Origin of the sequence: Pseudonocardia sp. T1-2H, from assembly GCF_038039215.1 — a bacterium.
In the GTDB taxonomy this organism is placed as follows: Bacteria; Actinomycetota; Actinomycetes; order Mycobacteriales; family Pseudonocardiaceae; genus Pseudonocardia.
In genome coordinates this window covers 753,972-768,296 of sequence record NZ_JBBPCL010000001.1, presented here as the reverse complement: position 1 = coordinate 768,296, position 14,325 = coordinate 753,972, and the positions used below count along the sequence as shown (strand labels likewise).

Sequence of the window (14,325 nt, the reverse complement as noted above, 5' to 3'; positions counted from 1 at the left end):
TGCCGGCGATCACCTGTGTTGCGGGCGTGTGCGTCAGACCTTCACGTACAGGCGCAGGGTGATGTAGCCCGTGATCCCCGCGATGGCCGCGCCGATCGGGACCAGCCAGACCGACGTCGTGACCACGTCCACCAGCGTGATCGGCGGGATGACGCCGTTCTGCGCGATCCCGGCGAGCAACGAGTCGATGAACGCGAGCTTCCCGACGACGAGCCCGACGCCCGCGAGCACCGCGCCCACCACGCCCGTCACCACGGCCTCGATGAGGAAGGGCAGCTGGGTGTACCAGCGCGTCGCGCCGACCAGGCGCATCACGCCGACCTCGGTGCGCCGCGTGTAGGCGGACACCTGGACGGTGTTCGAGATCAGCAGCAGCGCCGCGACGGCCTGGACGAGCGCCAGCGCGAAGGTCACGTTCCGCACGCCGCCGAGGAAGTCGAACAGCTTCGCGACGACGTCCCGCTGGTCGATCACCGTGCGTACGCCGACCTGGTTCTGCATCGCCTGCCGCACGGCCGCGGCACCGGCGTCCGCCTGGGCGCCGTCGGTGTCCACGAGCTTCACTCGCAGCTGCGCGGGGAGCGACTGCGGGCGGGCGACCTCGGCGATCGACTGGCCGGCGAAGAGCTGCTGGAACCGCTCGTAGGCGGCCTGCTGGCTCTCGTAGCGCACCGAGGCGATCAGCGGCGAGTTCTCCAGGGTGGACCGCAGCCCCGAGCAGATCGGCTGGCTGCAGTCCGGGTCCGACGCCGAGACGTCCTGGGTGAGCGAGACCTGCACCTCGAGCCGGTCACTGTAGAGCGACTCGGTGCTGTCGATCGTGCGGACGGCGAGCAGGCCGGTTCCGACCAGGAGCAGCGAGATCGCGGTGGTCAGCACCATCGCCACGGTCATCGTGACGTTGCGGCGCAGGCCCGTGCCGACCTCGCGGAAGACGAAGTCCGTGCGCACTACCGGCCCACCCCGTACACCGCGTGGGCCTCGTCCCGGACGACCCGGCCCATCTCCAGCTCGACCACGCGGCGGCGCATCGAGTCGACGATCGAGTGGTCGTGCGTCGCCATCACGACGGTCGTCCCCGTGCGGTTGATCCGCTCCAGCAGCAGCATGATGTCCTGGCTGGTGTCCGGGTCCAGGTTGCCCGTGGGCTCGTCCGCGAGCAGCACCAGCGGCCGGTTCACGAACGCCCGGGCGATCGCGACGCGCTGCTGCTCCCCGCCGGAGAGCTCGTGCGGCATCCGTTCCGCCTTGCCCTCGAGCCCGACGAGCTCGAGCACCTCGGGCACGACCTTCCTGATCGTCGACGGGGGCTTGCCGATCACCTCGAGCGCGAAGGCGACGTTCCCGCCGACGGTCTTGTTCGGCAGCAGCCGGAAGTCCTGGAAGACGCAGCCGATCCGCTGGCGCAGGCGGGGGACCTTCCGCCGCGGCAGCTTCGCGACGTTCAGGTCCGTGACGAAGATGTTCCCTCGGGTGGGGACGTCCTCCCGCAGCAGCAGCCGCAGGAACGTCGACTTCCCGGAGCCCGACGGCCCGATGAGGAAGACGAACTCACCCTTGTCGACCTCGACCGAGACACGGTCGAGCGCGGGCCGGGTGGACGTCTTGTACATCTTCGTGACGCGTTCGAGGCGGATCACGCGCCGAACCTACCGGCGCGACGCCGCGGGGCCGCGCCCCGACCCGCCCCCTCGGCGCAGCGGTACGACCGCTCGTCCGATCAACGGTCGATCACGGTCCGATCAGGCCGCCGGACTCAGCTCCCGTCGGCCATCTGCTGGCTCTTGCGCCAGCGGATGCCCGCCTCGACGAAGCCGTCGATGTCCCCGTCCAGCACCGCGCCCGGGTTGCCGACCTCGTAGTCCGTCCGCAGGTCCTTGACCATCTGGTACGGGTGCAGCACATAGTTGCGCATCTGGTTTCCCCAGGACGAGCCGGTGTCCTTCAGCGCGTCCATCCGCGCCTGCTCCTCCTGGCGCTGCCGGGCGAGCAGCTTGGCCTGCAGGACGACCATCGCGGTGGCCTTGTTCTGGATCTGCGAGCGCTCGTTCTGGCAGGACACCACGATTCCGGTCGGGATGTGCGTGAGCCGGACGGCGGAGTCGGTCGTGTTGACCCCCTGACCACCCGGGCCCGACGAGCGGTAGACGTCGACCCGCAGGTCCTTCTCGTCGATCTCGACGTGGTCCGTGGACTCGACGACGGGCGCCACCTCGACGCCGGCGAACGAGGTCTGGCGGCGGCCCTGGTTGTCGAACGGGGAGATCCGCACGAGGCGGTGCGTGCCCTGCTCGACCGACAGCGTCCCGTAGGCGTACGGCGCGTGGACCTGGAAGGTGGCGGACTTGATGCCCGCCTCCTCCGCGTAGGAGGTGTCGTAGACGTCCGTGGGGTAGCCATGGCGCTCCGCCCAGCGCATGTACATCCGCATGAGCATCTCGGCGAAGTCCGCGGCGTCGACGCCACCGGCCTCCGAACGGATGGTGACCAGCGCCTCGCGCTCGTCGTACTCGCCGGAGAGCAGGGTGCGGACCTCGAGCGAGGAGATGTCCTCGCGCAGCTTGGCGCGCTCGGCGTCCGCGTCCGCGACGGCACCCTCGTCGCCCTCGTCCTCCGCGAGCTCGTAGAGCACCGGGAGGTCGTCGACGCGGCGCCGGAGGTCCTCGAGTCGCCGCAGGTCACCCTGGGCGTGGGCGAGCCGGCTGGTGACCTTCTGTGCGGCCTCGGTGTCGTTCCAGAGGTCGGGCTGGCCCGCCTGGTCCGAGAGGTCCGCGATCTCCGAGCGCAGCGCGGGCAGGTCGGTGACCTTCTCGATGCTCTCCAGGGTGGCGGAGAGTTCCTTCAGGTCGGCTGCGGCGTCGGCATTCACAGCACCCAAGGGTACGTGTACCCGCTAGTCGACAGGGATCGCGTCCAGCAGTTTCACCATCGCCCGCGTGTGCGCGACGGCGAAGTCCGCGACCGCCTTCCGATACGGGTCCGGTTCACCCCGGGCCGCGACGCGCGCCTCCTCCAGCCGGGAGGTGTACGCCTCCCGCGCGTCGCTCACCAGCTCCGTGCGCTGCTTCACCGTCAACGACCCCGCATGCAGGAGCCGGAGCACCAGCGGGCTGCGCAGCGCGTCGGACCCGCTGCCACCGGTCAGCCACGCCTTGAAGGCCCGCTTCCCCGCCGCGGTGATCACGTACTGCTGCGACGCGCGAGGGCCCTGTTTGCCGAGCCGGAGCAGCCCGGCCTCGGCCAGCACGGGCAGCTCGCGGTAGACCTGGCTGCGGGTCACGGTGAAGAACGAGCCGAACCGTTCGCCCGCCGCCGCGACCAACTGCCCGCCTGTCATCGGTCCGCCGTGGAGCAGCCCGAGGAGCGCGGCGGCGGTCGAGTTCACTGCGGGAGGGGCCGGCATCGGTAAACGGTCGCACGCCCGACCGGTTCCCGCAGTCCACGAATTCCACTGTGCACCCAATGCCGGGCCGCCTCTCCCCCGTTCAGCGCAGGCTGGAGTCCGGAAGGACCGATGTGGCCGGACGGCCGACCACACAGCGCCGCCCCGGGCCGGCGACGACAGCCCCTTCCCCCGGGGCCACCGCGGCCGGAAGCGAGTAGGGCTCCGCGGCCTCGGGGTCCACGACGTAGCCGAGATCCCTGAGGCTGGCAACGGTGAGCCGGCTCAACGGGTTGCCCGCGGCGGCGATGAAACCGCTCATCAGCTCGGTGCCGAAGACGCTCTCCCGCCAGTGCCCCTCCCGGGTGCCCGCGCCGCCGGTGTTCTCGACCGGAACGCCGGTCTCCGCGGCGCCGGTGAGCGTCTCGTACTCGGCGACGGCACCCGCGCCGCTGAACGTCGGGTCGTCCGTCCCGGAGCCGGCGAGGAGGCCCTTGCGGCTCCACAGCGTCCCGATGCCCAGGACGTGGCCCATCTCGTGGGTGATGACGTCGTCGAGGGTCCCGTCGGCCTCCATCTGCGCGAGGTCGGCGCTGTCGAACTGCATCCGCCCGGCGGCCGGCAGCAGCGCGGCGGCACCGGCCGAGGCCGGCCGGAGCTGGGTCGGCCCGGCCTGACCGAGGATCTGCCCCGGGCCGTCGATGGAGCTGCCCGAGGCGAGGATGAGCACGTCGTCGACCGTCTCGCCGTCCACGAGCACGGACGGGAGGTCGCCAACGATCACCGACGCCCACCGGTCCGCGGCCCGGCTGAACGCCTTCTGCTGGCGCCCGGTGAGGCCGCCGGTGAAGCGGACGTCGATCGCGAACGGCGAGTCGGTGGCGGCGAGGGCCGCGGCCCGGCGGGTGCTCGCGACGGCCCGGTAGTGATCGCTCATGAGGCCGGATCCTCGCACCTGCGCCGCTCCCGCGCCGGGACCCGGACGGGGGCGGCGAGGGCGTCGACAGCGGACCGGCGCAGGTCGGACGGGGTCGTGCGCGTGAAACCTCGCTAGAGCGAGGTTCCACGCGCACAGGTCAGATCGTCAGCGCGGCGATCTTCTCGCGCTGGGCGTCCCCGTCCCCGTACTGGCCGGCGAGGCGCTTGGCGCGCTTGTAGAAGAAGTGCGCCTCGTGCTCCCAGGTGAAGCCGATGCCGCCGTGGTACTGGATCATCGCGGCCGTCGCCTGCAGGGCCACGTCGCTCGCCTTGGCCTTGGCGACCGCGACGGCCAGCGCTGCGTCGTCCTGCTTCTCGTCGACGGCGTGCGCGGCGTACAGCGACGCGTGCTCGGCCATCGTGATCCCGACGTGCAGGTCCGCCAGCGCGTGCTTGATCGCCTGGAACGAGCCGACCGGCACGCCGAACTGCTCCCGCTCGCGGTCGTAGGCGACGGTGCGGGACAGGGCCTCGCGGGCGACGCCCGTCAGGTCCGCGGCCACGAGCACGGTCGCCCGGGCCTCCAGCTCGGCGACGACCTCGGCGGTCGCGCCGGGCAGGGCCTCGCCCGCACCCTCGACGTGCACCGACGCGACCCGCGCGGTGCCGTCGTAGGAGCGGAGGGGGGTCGCGGTAAAGGCGCCCTTCTCGACGAGTGCGAGCCCGTCCCCGGAGCGCGCGACGATCACGTCCGCGACCGCGCCGTACTCGACGTTGGGCAGGGTGCCGGGTGCCGATCCCCGCAGGGTGAACGCGCCGACGGCGTCCCCTGCCGCCAGCCGTGGCAGCCAGGCCGCCTTCTGCTCGTCGGAGCCTGCGAGCCGGATCGCCTCGGCCGCGAGGACGGTCCCGCGCCACGGCCCGGGAGCGACCCCGGCGCCGAGCGCCCGCGCGATGACCTGGGCCTCGATCAGCCCGAGCCCCAGGCCGTCGTGCTCCTCGGGCACGGTGACGGCGAGCCAGCCCTGCTCGGCGGCCGCCTTCCACAGCGAGGCGGGGTGCCCGTCGGAGTCCTGGTCGTCGACGACGGCCCGGACGGCGTCGGTGTCGAACCGGTCCGCCAGGTACCCGCGGACGGCGGCGCCGAACTCCTGCTGGTCCGAAGTGAGTGCGAAGAACATCCCGGCCTCCTAGCGGGGCAGGCCGAGCACACGCTCGGCGGTGACGTTGCGCTGGACCTGGGACGAGCCGCCCCAGATGGTGACCGAGCGGGACCACATGGCCTGGGCGTTCATCGGGCGCAGGTCGAAGTCCGTGCCGTCGATCGACAGGGACTCGAGCGTGGCGTCCTCGCCGAGGATGTCGTCGTAGACCTCCCAGAGGTCCTGGAACGCCTCGGACCACTGCAGCTTGGTCATCGACGCCTCGAACCCGAGGTCCTTGCCCTGCTCGGTCTGCGTCAGGACGTACATCGAGTGCAGGCGCAGGCACTCCAGCTCGGTGAGCACCCGGGCCAGCTTGCCGCGCAGCACCGGGTCCTTGTCCTTGCCGAGCGCCTTGGCGACGGCCGCGATCTCGTCGTACTGCCGGCGGAACTCCGTGTACTGGGAGATGCCGGACGCGCCGCGCTCGAAGGAGAGCAGCAGCATCGCCGTCCGCCAGCCCTCGCCGATCTCGCCGAGGACGTCGGTGGCCGCCACCCGGGCGTCGTCGAAGAAGACCTCGCCGAACTCGCTGGCCCCGCTCATCTGCTTGAGCGGCCGGGCGTCGACACCGGGCTGGTTCATGTCGATGAGCAGCATCGAGATGCCGCGGTGCTTCTGCGAGCCCTGCTCCGTGCGGACCAGGGTGAAGATCTTGTCGCCGTGGACGGCGTTCGTGGTCCAGACCTTCTGTCCGTTGACGACGAAGTCGTCGCCGTCCCGGACGCCCCTGGTCGTCAGCGCCGCGAGGTCCGAGCCGGCGCCGGGCTCGGAGAAGCCCTGGCACCAGATGACCTCGTTGCGCAGCATCGGGCCGATGATCTCCTTGCGCTGCGCGTCCGTGCCGATCGCCATCACGGTGGGCGCGAGGAAGGTCAGACCGAGCGGGTTGACGGTGCGCGGGGCGTTGGCCAGGACCATCTCGACGTCGTAGATGGCCTTCATGCCGGGCGTGCCGCCGCGGCCGCCGAACTCGGTGGGCCACTGGATGCCGGCGAACCCGGCCAGCGCCTTGTCCCGCTCCCAGTCCCGGCGGAGCCGGAAGCTCTCGTCGTCGTCGAGGGACTCCCAGAAGCCGGGGGCCTTCCACTCGGCGGGGATGTTGGCCTGCAGCCAGGACCGGAGCTCGTTGCGGAACTCCTCCTCGGCCGCGGTGTAGCTCAGATCCATCGCTGTCTCCTCGCGGACGGTCCAGCGGTCCGGGACCGGGCCGCTGCGCTGTCCCCACCCTGACATACCCGCCAGTAACCTGCACCGCCCGGTGAGCCCCTCGAAGCGCCGGTATGCGCCCGGTAGCCTGCGAGTATGCGCAGTGAGCGGGTGACCGTCACCCTGCCGGCCGAGCTGGTGGCCGAGGCACGGGAGGCGGTCCGACGAGGCCACGCGGCGAGCCTGTCGGCCTACGTCGCGGAGGCGGTGGCGTCCCGGCAGCTCAGGGACCGTTCCCTGGCGACGCTGGAGGACCTCTACGGCGGTCCGCCACCTCCCGACGAGCTCGATGCGGCGCGGCGATCGCTGCGTCTGGTCCCTCCCGTTGCCGTCGGCTGAGGCCCCGGTGATCGGAGGACGGGTCCTCGACTCCAGCGCACTGATCGCCTTCGCCACGGGCAGGCCGGTCTACGTGCGGGCCCTGGTGTGGGCGGCGGTCGAGGAGAACATGGTGCTGGCCGTGCCGAGTGCGGCGCTGGGGCGCGCGTGGTCAATGCTGGAACCGGAGCACCACGCGGCCCTGCAGGTGCTCCTGGGCCTGCCCAACACGGTGATCCAGGACCTGAGCCCGGCGGCGGCGCAGGAGTCCGGGCTGCTGCTCGCGTCGTCCGGGCAGGACGACATCGTGGCCGGTCAGGTGGTCACGACGGCCCGCCGGCGCGGCTGGCCCGCCGTCACCGGGGACCCGGGCGCCCTGCGGAAGCTGGACTCCCGGGTGCCGATCGAGGAGATGCCGTAGCTCAGGCTCCGGCGAGGCGGGCGCGCAGGATCGCGAGCTCGTTCTCGGTGAGTCCGTTCGCCAGCAGCCATCCGGCCGCGCCGCCGGCCCGCTCGTCGAGCACCGCGAGGACCTCCGCCATGGCGCGGGCCCGCGGCCGGTGCCGGTCCAGCTCGTCGGCGTCCGGGACAGGCTCGCCCGTGCGCGCCCGCCAGCGGGTGAACATGTCCTCGATCCTCGTGGCCGAGAGCGCGTAGTCCTCGATGATCGCCTCCCGCTCGACCCCGACGGCGTCGAGCACCATCGCGACCAGCGTCCCGGTCCGGTCCTTGCCGGCGGCGCAGTGCACCAGCGCCGGACCGGTGTCCTCCGCGGCGAGCCGGCGGACGGCGCCGAGGACGTTCGGGCCGCGGTCCCGGAGGTAGCCGAGGTAGTTGGCCACCATGGGGTCGTTGTCCTCGCCGATCTCCGGGAAGCTCGCGGCCCTCCTCGGGGATGAAGCTGAACTGCGCGATCTCCACCCCGGCCTCGGCCACGGCGGTCGAGGGGAACTCGGCGATCTCCCGGTCCGTCCGCAGGTCCAGGACCAGCTTCAGGCCGACGACGTCGACCATGTGCCGGATGTCCGCGGGGGTCATGTGGTTGAGCGCCTCGCTGCGGAAGAGCACCCCGGTGCGGGTCGTGCCGCCGGCCTTCAGCGGGAGCCCGCCCACGTCGCGGAGGTTGGAGAGGCCTTCGAGGGTGAGCCAGCGGTTCGCCGCCGCCTCGTGCAGCGCGGTGTCGGCCAGGGAGTCGTCGGACAGGTCGGCTTCGGTATCCGCGTCGGTCACCCCGGTCACGCTAGTCAGGCAGCCGCCCGGTCCAGCATGACCGGCGTCTCACGTCAGGCGACGAGCTTCTGCACGCCCGCGGCGGTGAGCAGGAAGGGGCGCAGGCCGTCCGCGGCGTCGGCCGGCGGGTCCCCGGCGGAGGCGCTGCCCGCTCCCCCGCCGCCCTCGGCGACCGCCGGCCTCGGCATCTCCCCGGGGGCTCCGGGCACAGGCGAGCTCGCGCGGGCCCGCCGGTCGGGGCGGCCGCACCACCCCTGACCGGCGGAGCATGCGAATCCGCGGCGGGTCAGCCGAACTGGGTGGGGTTCAGCACCCGCCGGCTCAGCTTCGCGACGATCGGGCCGTCCTCCTCGCTCGCGGCGCGGACGGCGAGCCACTTCTCGTCGGCCATGAACGCGGCCCACTTGGTGGCCATGTCCTCGTAGGAGTCGAACCTCATGACGTAGACGAGCTCGTTGTTGCTGTTGTCGCCGAGCTCGGTCAGCGAGATGAACACGCACTCCATGCCGTGCGCCTCGAAGAAGCCGAGGGTGTGCTCCTTGAACCTCTTCACCAGTGCGGGCATGCGCCCGGGCACGGTCGTGTACTCGCGGATCTCGTAGATCATCGTTGACCTCCAGGTCGGAAAGTCCCACCCTCGCAGGAAACCCCCCGGGCGCACAGGATCTTCGTCGTGACCGGACAGGACGTTCCCTCGGCCGCGCGACCGACCGGCTCGCCGCCGACACCCCCGGTGGCCCGCTCAGTGCGCGAGTGGACGGCGCAGCGCCGCGGGGAGCATCCGGGCACCCTCCCCCTGCGCCGCGGCGCTGTCGTTCGGGTTCAGCAGGCCGCAGCGCGCGAGGGACAGGCAGCCGCAGCCGATGCAGGAGTCCAGACCGTCGCGCAGCGCCTCGAGGGCCTGGATCTGCTCGTCGAGCCGGCCCCGCCAGCGCTGGGACAGCCGCGTCCAGTCCTCGGTGGTCGGCCGTTCCGCGGGGAGGGAGTCCAGGGCCTCGCGCACCTCGTCGAGGCCGATGCCGATCGCCCGGGCCGCCCGGATGAAGGCGAGCCGGCGCAGCGTCGCGCGCCGGTACCGGCGCTGGCCACCGCCGGTGCGGGTCGCCGCGACGAGGCCCTCCTTCTCGTAGTAGCGCAGGGCGGAGTGCGGGAAGCCACTGCGGTCGACGACCTCGCCGATGGTCAACAGGTCCGACTGGTCCACAGCTCGTTCCTACACCTCGATCCGGGTTCAGGTGCGGGCCTTCCGCTCCCCTCACCACCCGTCCGGCGTAACCCAGAGGCCTGAACGGAGCAGTCGACCGCCTATCGGGCTCGCCGACCGTTCACCGCCGGACGAAGCGGCAGGCCGGCGCCCCACGGCGAGACGAGCGGCTCGCCCTGAGCGCCGACAGGCCGTCCTCGCCCTTGTCTCGACGAGTGGGTCCTCCGTAAGGTCTGCCGAGTCATCACGGTCCGATCACGAGCGGACTTCGAGCAGGACCCCCGACCTGCTCCCGGGACCCCCGACCCGGCGTCGTTCGTGATCGAGCCCCCGATCGTGAAAGGGCAGGTTCTTGGCTGGCCACCGCTCCCCAGGCGGCCGCCGTGTGATCGACGTCCCGGCTCCCCACCGGGACACTGCACGGCGCTCCGCAGCGCGTCACGCGACCGTCAACGGTCCCGTGAACACCCGTCGTAGCTTCTCGATGACCGCCGCCTTCGGCGCGGCCATCGGCGTGGTCACCACCGGCGCCTTCGCGGCCGTGACCTCCACCGGAGCCACGAACAACACCGCGGCGGCGGCGGAAGGCACCGGCACCACGGCGGCCCTCGCCGCCAACGCGACCGTCCTCGAGCCCTCGGCGCCCACCGACGGGATCGGCGACGTCGCCGCGACCGACGGCCACATCAGCCCGGTCGCCTACACGGCGTCCTTCGCGGACCCCTCCGGGGCCGATGCGCAGATCGCCTCGCTGGACAAGGCCGGCAAGATCGCCGACCAGATCGCCGCCCAGCACGCCGAGGAGGCGCGCAAGCAGGCCGCGGCGGACAAGCTCGCCGCGCTGATCTCGCAGGGCGGCGTCGACGGCTGGATCGCCCAGGCGCTCGCGGTCTGCGACCTCCCGCAGGACCTCGCGCCGTCGGTCAAGAAGGTCATCATGGCCGAGTCGGGCGGCAACCCGACGGCGATCAACAACTGGGACTCCAACGCTCGTCGCGGCACCCCGTCCCAGGGCCTGATGCAGGTCATCCCGGCGACGTTCCGGGCCTACGTGCACCCGAGCCTCGCCGGTAAGTCGATCACCGACCCGGTCGCGAACATCACCGCCGGCGTCCGGTACATGGTCGCCACCTACGGCCTGGAGACGCTCGAGGCGGGTGGCCGCACGGACAGCTCCGGCAGCTACGTGGGCTACTGACCCTCCGACCAGCGGTTCCCGCCCGGATGGCCTAATCTGACGGGATCCGCCGGACGGCGGCGGCGGTGACGCTCCGCCGAGAATTCGAACGTTCGGTGACGCTCCCTCTTCGGGCACGCCACCGCGCGCCGCCCCCGCCGGAGGCGCGAACGAGCCGAGGCGGAGGCCGGTCCCGGAGATGCCCCAGAATCCCTCGGATCTCCCGGGCCCGGTGAACGCCGGCTTCGGCCGGCCCGCCTCCGCGACGCGGGCCCCGCGCACCTTCCGCCCCGAACTGCAGGGCCTGCGGGCCCTCGCCGTCGCCCTCGTCGTCGTCTACCACGTGTGGATCGGCCGGGTCTCCGGCGGCGTCGACGTCTTCTTCGTCCTCTCCGGCTTCCTCATCACCGGGTCGCTCTTCCGCTCCGCCTCCCGCGGCCCGCTGAGCCTCGGTCCGATGTGGGCCCGCCAGGCCACCCGGCTGGTCCCGGCCGCGTTCGTCGTGCTGATCGTCTGCATCCCGCTGGGCGTCGCCCTCCTGCCCGAGGCCCGCTGGCTGCAGACGGTCAAGGAGGTCCTCGCCAGCGCCGTCTTCGTGGAGAACTGGCGGCTCGGCACCGACGCGGTGGACTACGCGGCCCAGCACGACACCGCGAGCGTGGTCCAGCACTTCTGGTCGCTCTCGGTCCAGGTGCAGTTCTACGTCGTGTGGCCGCTCCTGGTGGCGCTCGTCGCGCTCACCGCGGGCTATTCGCGGGACAAGCTGCGGATCCACCTGACGCTGACGATGATCGGCATCTTCGTGGCGTCCCTGACGTTCTCGATCGTCCTGACGCTGGCGAACCAGCCGCTGGCCTACTTCCACTCCCTGACCCGCGTCTGGGAGTTCGCGCTCGGCGGGCTGCTCGCGCTCGTGATCGACACCGTCGTGCTGTCCCGGGCGCTGCGCCTCGCGATGGGCTGGGCCGGCGTGCTGGGGCTCGTCGCGTGCGGCCTGGTCCTGCAGGTCGACCGCGTGTTCCCCGGCTACGCGGCGCTGTGGCCGACCCTCTGCGCGGTCATGATCCTGCTGGCCGGCGCGACCGGGAGCCCGCTGGGCGCGGACCGCCTGCTCGGCAGCCGGCCGATGCAGTACCTGGGTGATCTCAGCTACGCGCTCTACCTCTGGCACTGGCCGGTCCTGATCTTCTTCCTCGTCGTCCGGGGCCGCGCCGAGGTCGGCCTGCCCGACGGCGCGGTCGTGGTCGCGATCTCGGTCGTCCTGGCGATCGCGACGCACCATCTCGTCGAGGAGCCTCTCCGACGGGCCCGGCTCACGGACCGTTCCCGGACGCGGATCTGCGCGACGATGGTCGTGGTGGTGCTGGTGGCTGCGGGTGGGTGGCAGATCTCGGCCTACCAGCGGGCCGGCGACCTCGGCACGATCGGGGACGTCGACCATCCCGGGGCGATGGCGCTGCGCGAGGGGTTGCCGAACGACGGCCGGACCGCGGTGGAGCCCGTCCCGCCCATGGTGACGATCTCTCAGGACTGGGGACAGCAGCGAGGCGCCTGGACCTGCCGGCCGGTGCCGGACCAGTCACAGGTGCCGGAATGCACCCTCGCCACGAACGGAACCCCCGAACACACCCTCGTCGTCGTCGGCGACTCGCACTCCCAGCAGTACGTCGACGCGCTGCAGCCGATCGCCGAGAGCCGCAACTGGCGTCTCGTGACCTTCCTCCTCGGGGCCTGCCCGTTCTCCACCCGGTCGGACACGGACCCGAACAACGCAGACTGTGTGGGGTGGAACCAGATCGCGGCGGACACGATCCTCGCGCTCCACCCGGATGCCGTGTTCACCGCCGCGAGCCGTGACGTGCGGCCGGGACTGACCGAGCACACCCCGGCCGGCTACGTCGAGCAGTGGCGGCGGATGAACGACGCCGGCGTCCCGGTCGTCGCGTTCCGGGACAACCCCCGTTTCGCCTCGTCACGCCCGGACTGCGTACAGCAGTTCGGAGCCGACGCGCCGGAGTGCGGCGTCGCCCGAGCGGACGTCTACGCCGCGACGCCTCCCTACGAGCAGATCCCGGATCTGCCTCCGAACGTGTCCTTCCTGGACATGACGGACGCGCTCTGCGATCCGGAGCAGTGCCCCGCCGTCGTCGGCAACGTGCTCGTCTACCTGGACGACAACCACGTCACCGCGACCTACATGCGGTCGATGGCGCCGATGGTGGAGGAACGGCTGGACCAGGCCCTCGGCTGGTAGCGCCTCAGCCGACGACCGGGCGCGCCTTGTTCCCCCGACCGCCACCACGGCGCCGCTGCGGAGCTGGGCCCCACGACGGAGCTCCGGCCGGCCGTCCACCGTCACCTCGCCGGCCTCGATCAGCTCGCGGGCGTGCGCACCGTCCTCGGCCAGGCCGGAGAGCTTGAGGAACTGGCCGAGCCGGATGGGTTCGGCGGAGATCGGGACGTTCTGCACGGGACCAGCCACCTGCGCATCATCCCTGATGTCTATCGCGGGCCCGCTCCGCGCTCCCCAGCGTCGCCAGTCGTGCCGGACCTCCGCCCGCTACCGAAGGCGCACCTGCACGTCCACGCCGAGAGCACCGTGGGGAGAAGGCCCTCGGGCGGGCTCCGAGGACCTTCCTCGTGGCCGCCGACGACGCGGGGTCCGCCGATCGACCTACGCACGCGTCGACCGGTCCGTGACCTGGTCGGTCGACGGTGCGAGCGGGCCGGACGCGCGACCGTCACGGCACCGGGGAGACGCCCCGGACTGAGGAGGACAGTCCCCGATCCGCTTTCCGACCGACCGCACGGGCCCCGTGTTTCGGGTCTCGGTCCGCGGGTAAGTACCTCCCCCGTTGGCCGAAGGAGGACGGCGACTTCGGCGCCCTCCCTACCGGAAGGGGTACGTATGAGGTTCACCGTCGCCGCGGCCGGCATGCTCGGTGCGGCCGCTCTGATGCTCGGCAGCGGGGTCGCCGCAGCGCAGACCACGCCGCCCCCACCTCCCGGCACCGGCACGAACACGCCACCGAGCAGCAGCGCCGGGGCACCCGGGACCGGTGGGCAGCTCTCCGACCAGGATCGGCTGTACATCATGCAGAACGCGCAGACCGATCTGACCGAGATCACGGCCGGCGGGCTCGCCGCCCAGAAGGGGACGACCGCCGCCGTCAAACAGACCGCCCAGACGCTCATCAGTGATCACCAACAGGCGCTCACCCAGCTGCGCGGCATCGCACAGAACGCCTCGGTGACCCTGCCGAGCACCCCCAACCAGATGCAACAGCAGGTGCTGCAACAGCTCACGGCAGCCACCGGTACCGCGTTCGACCTCGCCTACCTGCAGCCCGAGATCGCCGGTCATCAAGAGTCCATCAGCCAGACCCAGCAGGAGCTCTCCTCGGGCAGCGACGCCGCGGTCAAACAGTTCGCCAGCAGCTACCTGCCGGTCGCTCAGAAGCACCTGCAGTTGCTGCAGAGTGACCTGCAGCAAATCGGCGGCGTGCCGAGCGGGGTGAGCGCCGGCTCCGGCGGCACGGCGGCGCCGTGGGCGTCTCCCGAGCTGGTCGGTGCCCTGCTCGGCTGCGGCTCACTGCTCGTCGTCGGGGCCGGGGCCCAACTGCTCACCCGGAGGCGCCGAGCGTGAGGACACCCGGTGCGCCGCGGGTGCCGGCATCTCACCGGC

General features: G+C 72.0%; 16 protein-coding genes and 2 pseudogenes. 5 read left to right on the top strand and 13 right to left on the bottom strand.

From position 1 onward, the window contains the following. Positions 1–33 precede the first annotated feature (33 nt). The 7 genes from ftsX to WBK50_RS03845 all read right to left on the bottom strand — a co-directional run bounded on the left by ftsX (position 34) and on the right by WBK50_RS03845 (position 6,672). Positions 34–951: a permease-like cell division protein FtsX gene (gene ftsX / locus WBK50_RS03875; RefSeq protein ID WP_341334268.1), complete on the bottom strand. Its 918-nt coding sequence runs from the start codon at positions 949–951 to the stop codon at positions 34–36. Beyond that, positions 951–1,640 (bottom strand): cell division ATP-binding protein FtsE, encoded by a 690-nt coding sequence (gene ftsE / locus WBK50_RS03870; protein WP_341334267.1) that lies wholly within the window; start codon positions 1,638–1,640, stop codon positions 951–953. Before ftsE ends, ftsX begins: the two co-directional genes overlap by 1 nt. A 116-nt stretch (positions 1,641–1,756) precedes the next feature. Then, a complete protein-coding gene (prfB, locus tag WBK50_RS03865) occupies positions 1,757–2,869 on the bottom strand; it encodes a peptide chain release factor 2 (protein WP_341334266.1) in 1,113 nt (370 codons plus the stop codon). 24 nt (positions 2,870–2,893) lie between these two features. Continuing rightward, positions 2,894–3,403, bottom strand: a complete 510-nt coding sequence (locus WBK50_RS03860) for a PadR family transcriptional regulator (RefSeq protein WP_341334265.1) — start codon at positions 3,401–3,403, stop codon at positions 2,894–2,896. A gap of 82 nt (positions 3,404–3,485) precedes the next feature. Continuing rightward, the gene (locus WBK50_RS03855; protein WP_341334264.1) at positions 3,486–4,319 is read right to left on the bottom strand and encodes a leishmanolysin-related zinc metalloendopeptidase; all 834 of its coding nucleotides are present in this window, start codon (positions 4,317–4,319) and stop codon (positions 3,486–3,488) included. 139 nt (positions 4,320–4,458) lie between these two features. After that, entirely contained in the window at positions 4,459–5,481 is a 1,023-nt protein-coding gene (locus WBK50_RS03850) for an acyl-CoA dehydrogenase family protein (RefSeq protein ID WP_341334263.1), read from the bottom strand. Between the two features lie 9 nt (positions 5,482–5,490). After that, complete coding sequence (locus WBK50_RS03845; protein WP_341334262.1) at positions 5,491–6,672, bottom strand: acyl-CoA dehydrogenase family protein; 1,182 nt, start codon at positions 6,670–6,672, stop codon at positions 5,491–5,493. A gap of 135 nt (positions 6,673–6,807) precedes the next feature. On the opposite strand from WBK50_RS03845, the gene WBK50_RS03840 reads away from it, so the two are divergent. Next, entirely contained in the window at positions 6,808–7,050 is a 243-nt protein-coding gene (locus WBK50_RS03840; protein WP_341334261.1) for a hypothetical protein, read from the top strand. 7 nt (positions 7,051–7,057) lie between these two features. Continuing rightward, a complete protein-coding gene (locus WBK50_RS03835; RefSeq protein ID WP_341334260.1) occupies positions 7,058–7,450 on the top strand; it encodes a hypothetical protein in 393 nt (130 codons plus the stop codon). A 1-nt stretch (position 7,451) separates the two neighbouring features. Here WBK50_RS03835 and WBK50_RS03830 read toward each other — a convergent pair whose 3' ends face one another. From WBK50_RS03830 to soxR, 5 genes and pseudogenes are all read right to left on the bottom strand, one after another. Further along, positions 7,452–7,874, bottom strand: coding sequence for a tyrosine-protein phosphatase (locus tag WBK50_RS03830; protein ID WP_341334259.1), 423 nt, complete (start codon positions 7,872–7,874; stop codon positions 7,452–7,454). 112 nt (positions 7,875–7,986) lie between these two features. Further along, positions 7,987–8,142 (bottom strand): annotated as a pseudogene (locus WBK50_RS03825) (tyrosine-protein phosphatase); the annotation flags it as partial. Positions 8,143–8,312: 170 nt separating this feature from the next. After that, positions 8,313–8,447, bottom strand: coding sequence for a hypothetical protein (locus WBK50_RS03820; RefSeq protein ID WP_341334258.1), 135 nt, complete (start codon positions 8,445–8,447; stop codon positions 8,313–8,315). 98 nt (positions 8,448–8,545) lie between these two features. After that, entirely contained in the window at positions 8,546–8,866 is a 321-nt protein-coding gene (locus tag WBK50_RS03815; RefSeq protein WP_341334257.1) for an NIPSNAP family protein, read from the bottom strand. 135 nt (positions 8,867–9,001) lie between these two features. Next, positions 9,002–9,463, bottom strand: a complete 462-nt coding sequence (gene soxR, locus WBK50_RS03810; RefSeq protein ID WP_341334256.1) for a redox-sensitive transcriptional activator SoxR — start codon at positions 9,461–9,463, stop codon at positions 9,002–9,004. Positions 9,464–9,923: 460 nt separating this feature from the next. On the opposite strand from soxR, the gene WBK50_RS03805 reads away from it, so the two are divergent. After that, positions 9,924–10,661 carry a transglycosylase SLT domain-containing protein gene (locus tag WBK50_RS03805; RefSeq protein ID WP_341334255.1) on the top strand — a complete coding sequence of 246 codons (738 nt, stop codon included), beginning with the start codon at positions 9,924–9,926 and terminating at the stop codon, positions 10,659–10,661. Between the two features lie 178 nt (positions 10,662–10,839). After that, a complete protein-coding gene (locus tag WBK50_RS03800; protein WP_341334254.1) occupies positions 10,840–12,894 on the top strand; it encodes an acyltransferase family protein in 2,055 nt (684 codons plus the stop codon). 24 nt (positions 12,895–12,918) lie between these two features. On the opposite strand, the pseudogene WBK50_RS03795 reads toward WBK50_RS03800, so the two are convergent. Then, positions 12,919–13,110: pseudogene (locus tag WBK50_RS03795) on the bottom strand (RNA-binding S4 domain-containing protein); the annotation flags it as partial. 438 nt (positions 13,111–13,548) lie between these two features. Here WBK50_RS03795 and WBK50_RS03790 point away from each other — a divergent pair. Continuing rightward, complete coding sequence (locus WBK50_RS03790; protein WP_341334253.1) at positions 13,549–14,286, top strand: DUF4142 domain-containing protein; 738 nt, start codon at positions 13,549–13,551, stop codon at positions 14,284–14,286. Positions 14,287–14,325 lie beyond the last annotated feature (39 nt).

Bases quoted from the DNA above. Each gene is read 5' to 3' on its own strand.
- WBK50_RS03860 (WP_341334265.1), bottom strand. From the start codon at position 3,403: ATGCCGGCCCCTCCCGCAGTGAACTCGACCGCCGCCGCGCTCCTCGGG.
- WBK50_RS03800 (WP_341334254.1), top strand. From the start codon at position 10,840: ATGCCCCAGAATCCCTCGGATCTCCCGGGCCCGGTGAACGCCGGCTTC.
- WBK50_RS03845 (WP_341334262.1), bottom strand. From the start codon at position 6,672: ATGGATCTGAGCTACACCGCGGCCGAGGAGGAGTTCCGCAACGAGCTC.
- WBK50_RS03840 (WP_341334261.1), top strand. From the start codon at position 6,808: ATGCGCAGTGAGCGGGTGACCGTCACCCTGCCGGCCGAGCTGGTGGCC.
- WBK50_RS03790 (WP_341334253.1), top strand. From the start codon at position 13,549: ATGAGGTTCACCGTCGCCGCGGCCGGCATGCTCGGTGCGGCCGCTCTG.
- WBK50_RS03850 (WP_341334263.1), bottom strand. From the start codon at position 5,481: ATGTTCTTCGCACTCACTTCGGACCAGCAGGAGTTCGGCGCCGCCGTC.
- WBK50_RS03815 (WP_341334257.1), bottom strand. From the start codon at position 8,866: ATGATCTACGAGATCCGCGAGTACACGACCGTGCCCGGGCGCATGCCC.
- WBK50_RS03830 (WP_341334259.1), bottom strand. From the start codon at position 7,874: ATGGTGGCCAACTACCTCGGCTACCTCCGGGACCGCGGCCCGAACGTC.
- WBK50_RS03855 (WP_341334264.1), bottom strand. From the start codon at position 4,319: ATGAGCGATCACTACCGGGCCGTCGCGAGCACCCGCCGGGCCGCGGCC.
- WBK50_RS03820 (WP_341334258.1), bottom strand. From the start codon at position 8,447: ATGCCGAGGCCGGCGGTCGCCGAGGGCGGCGGGGGAGCGGGCAGCGCC.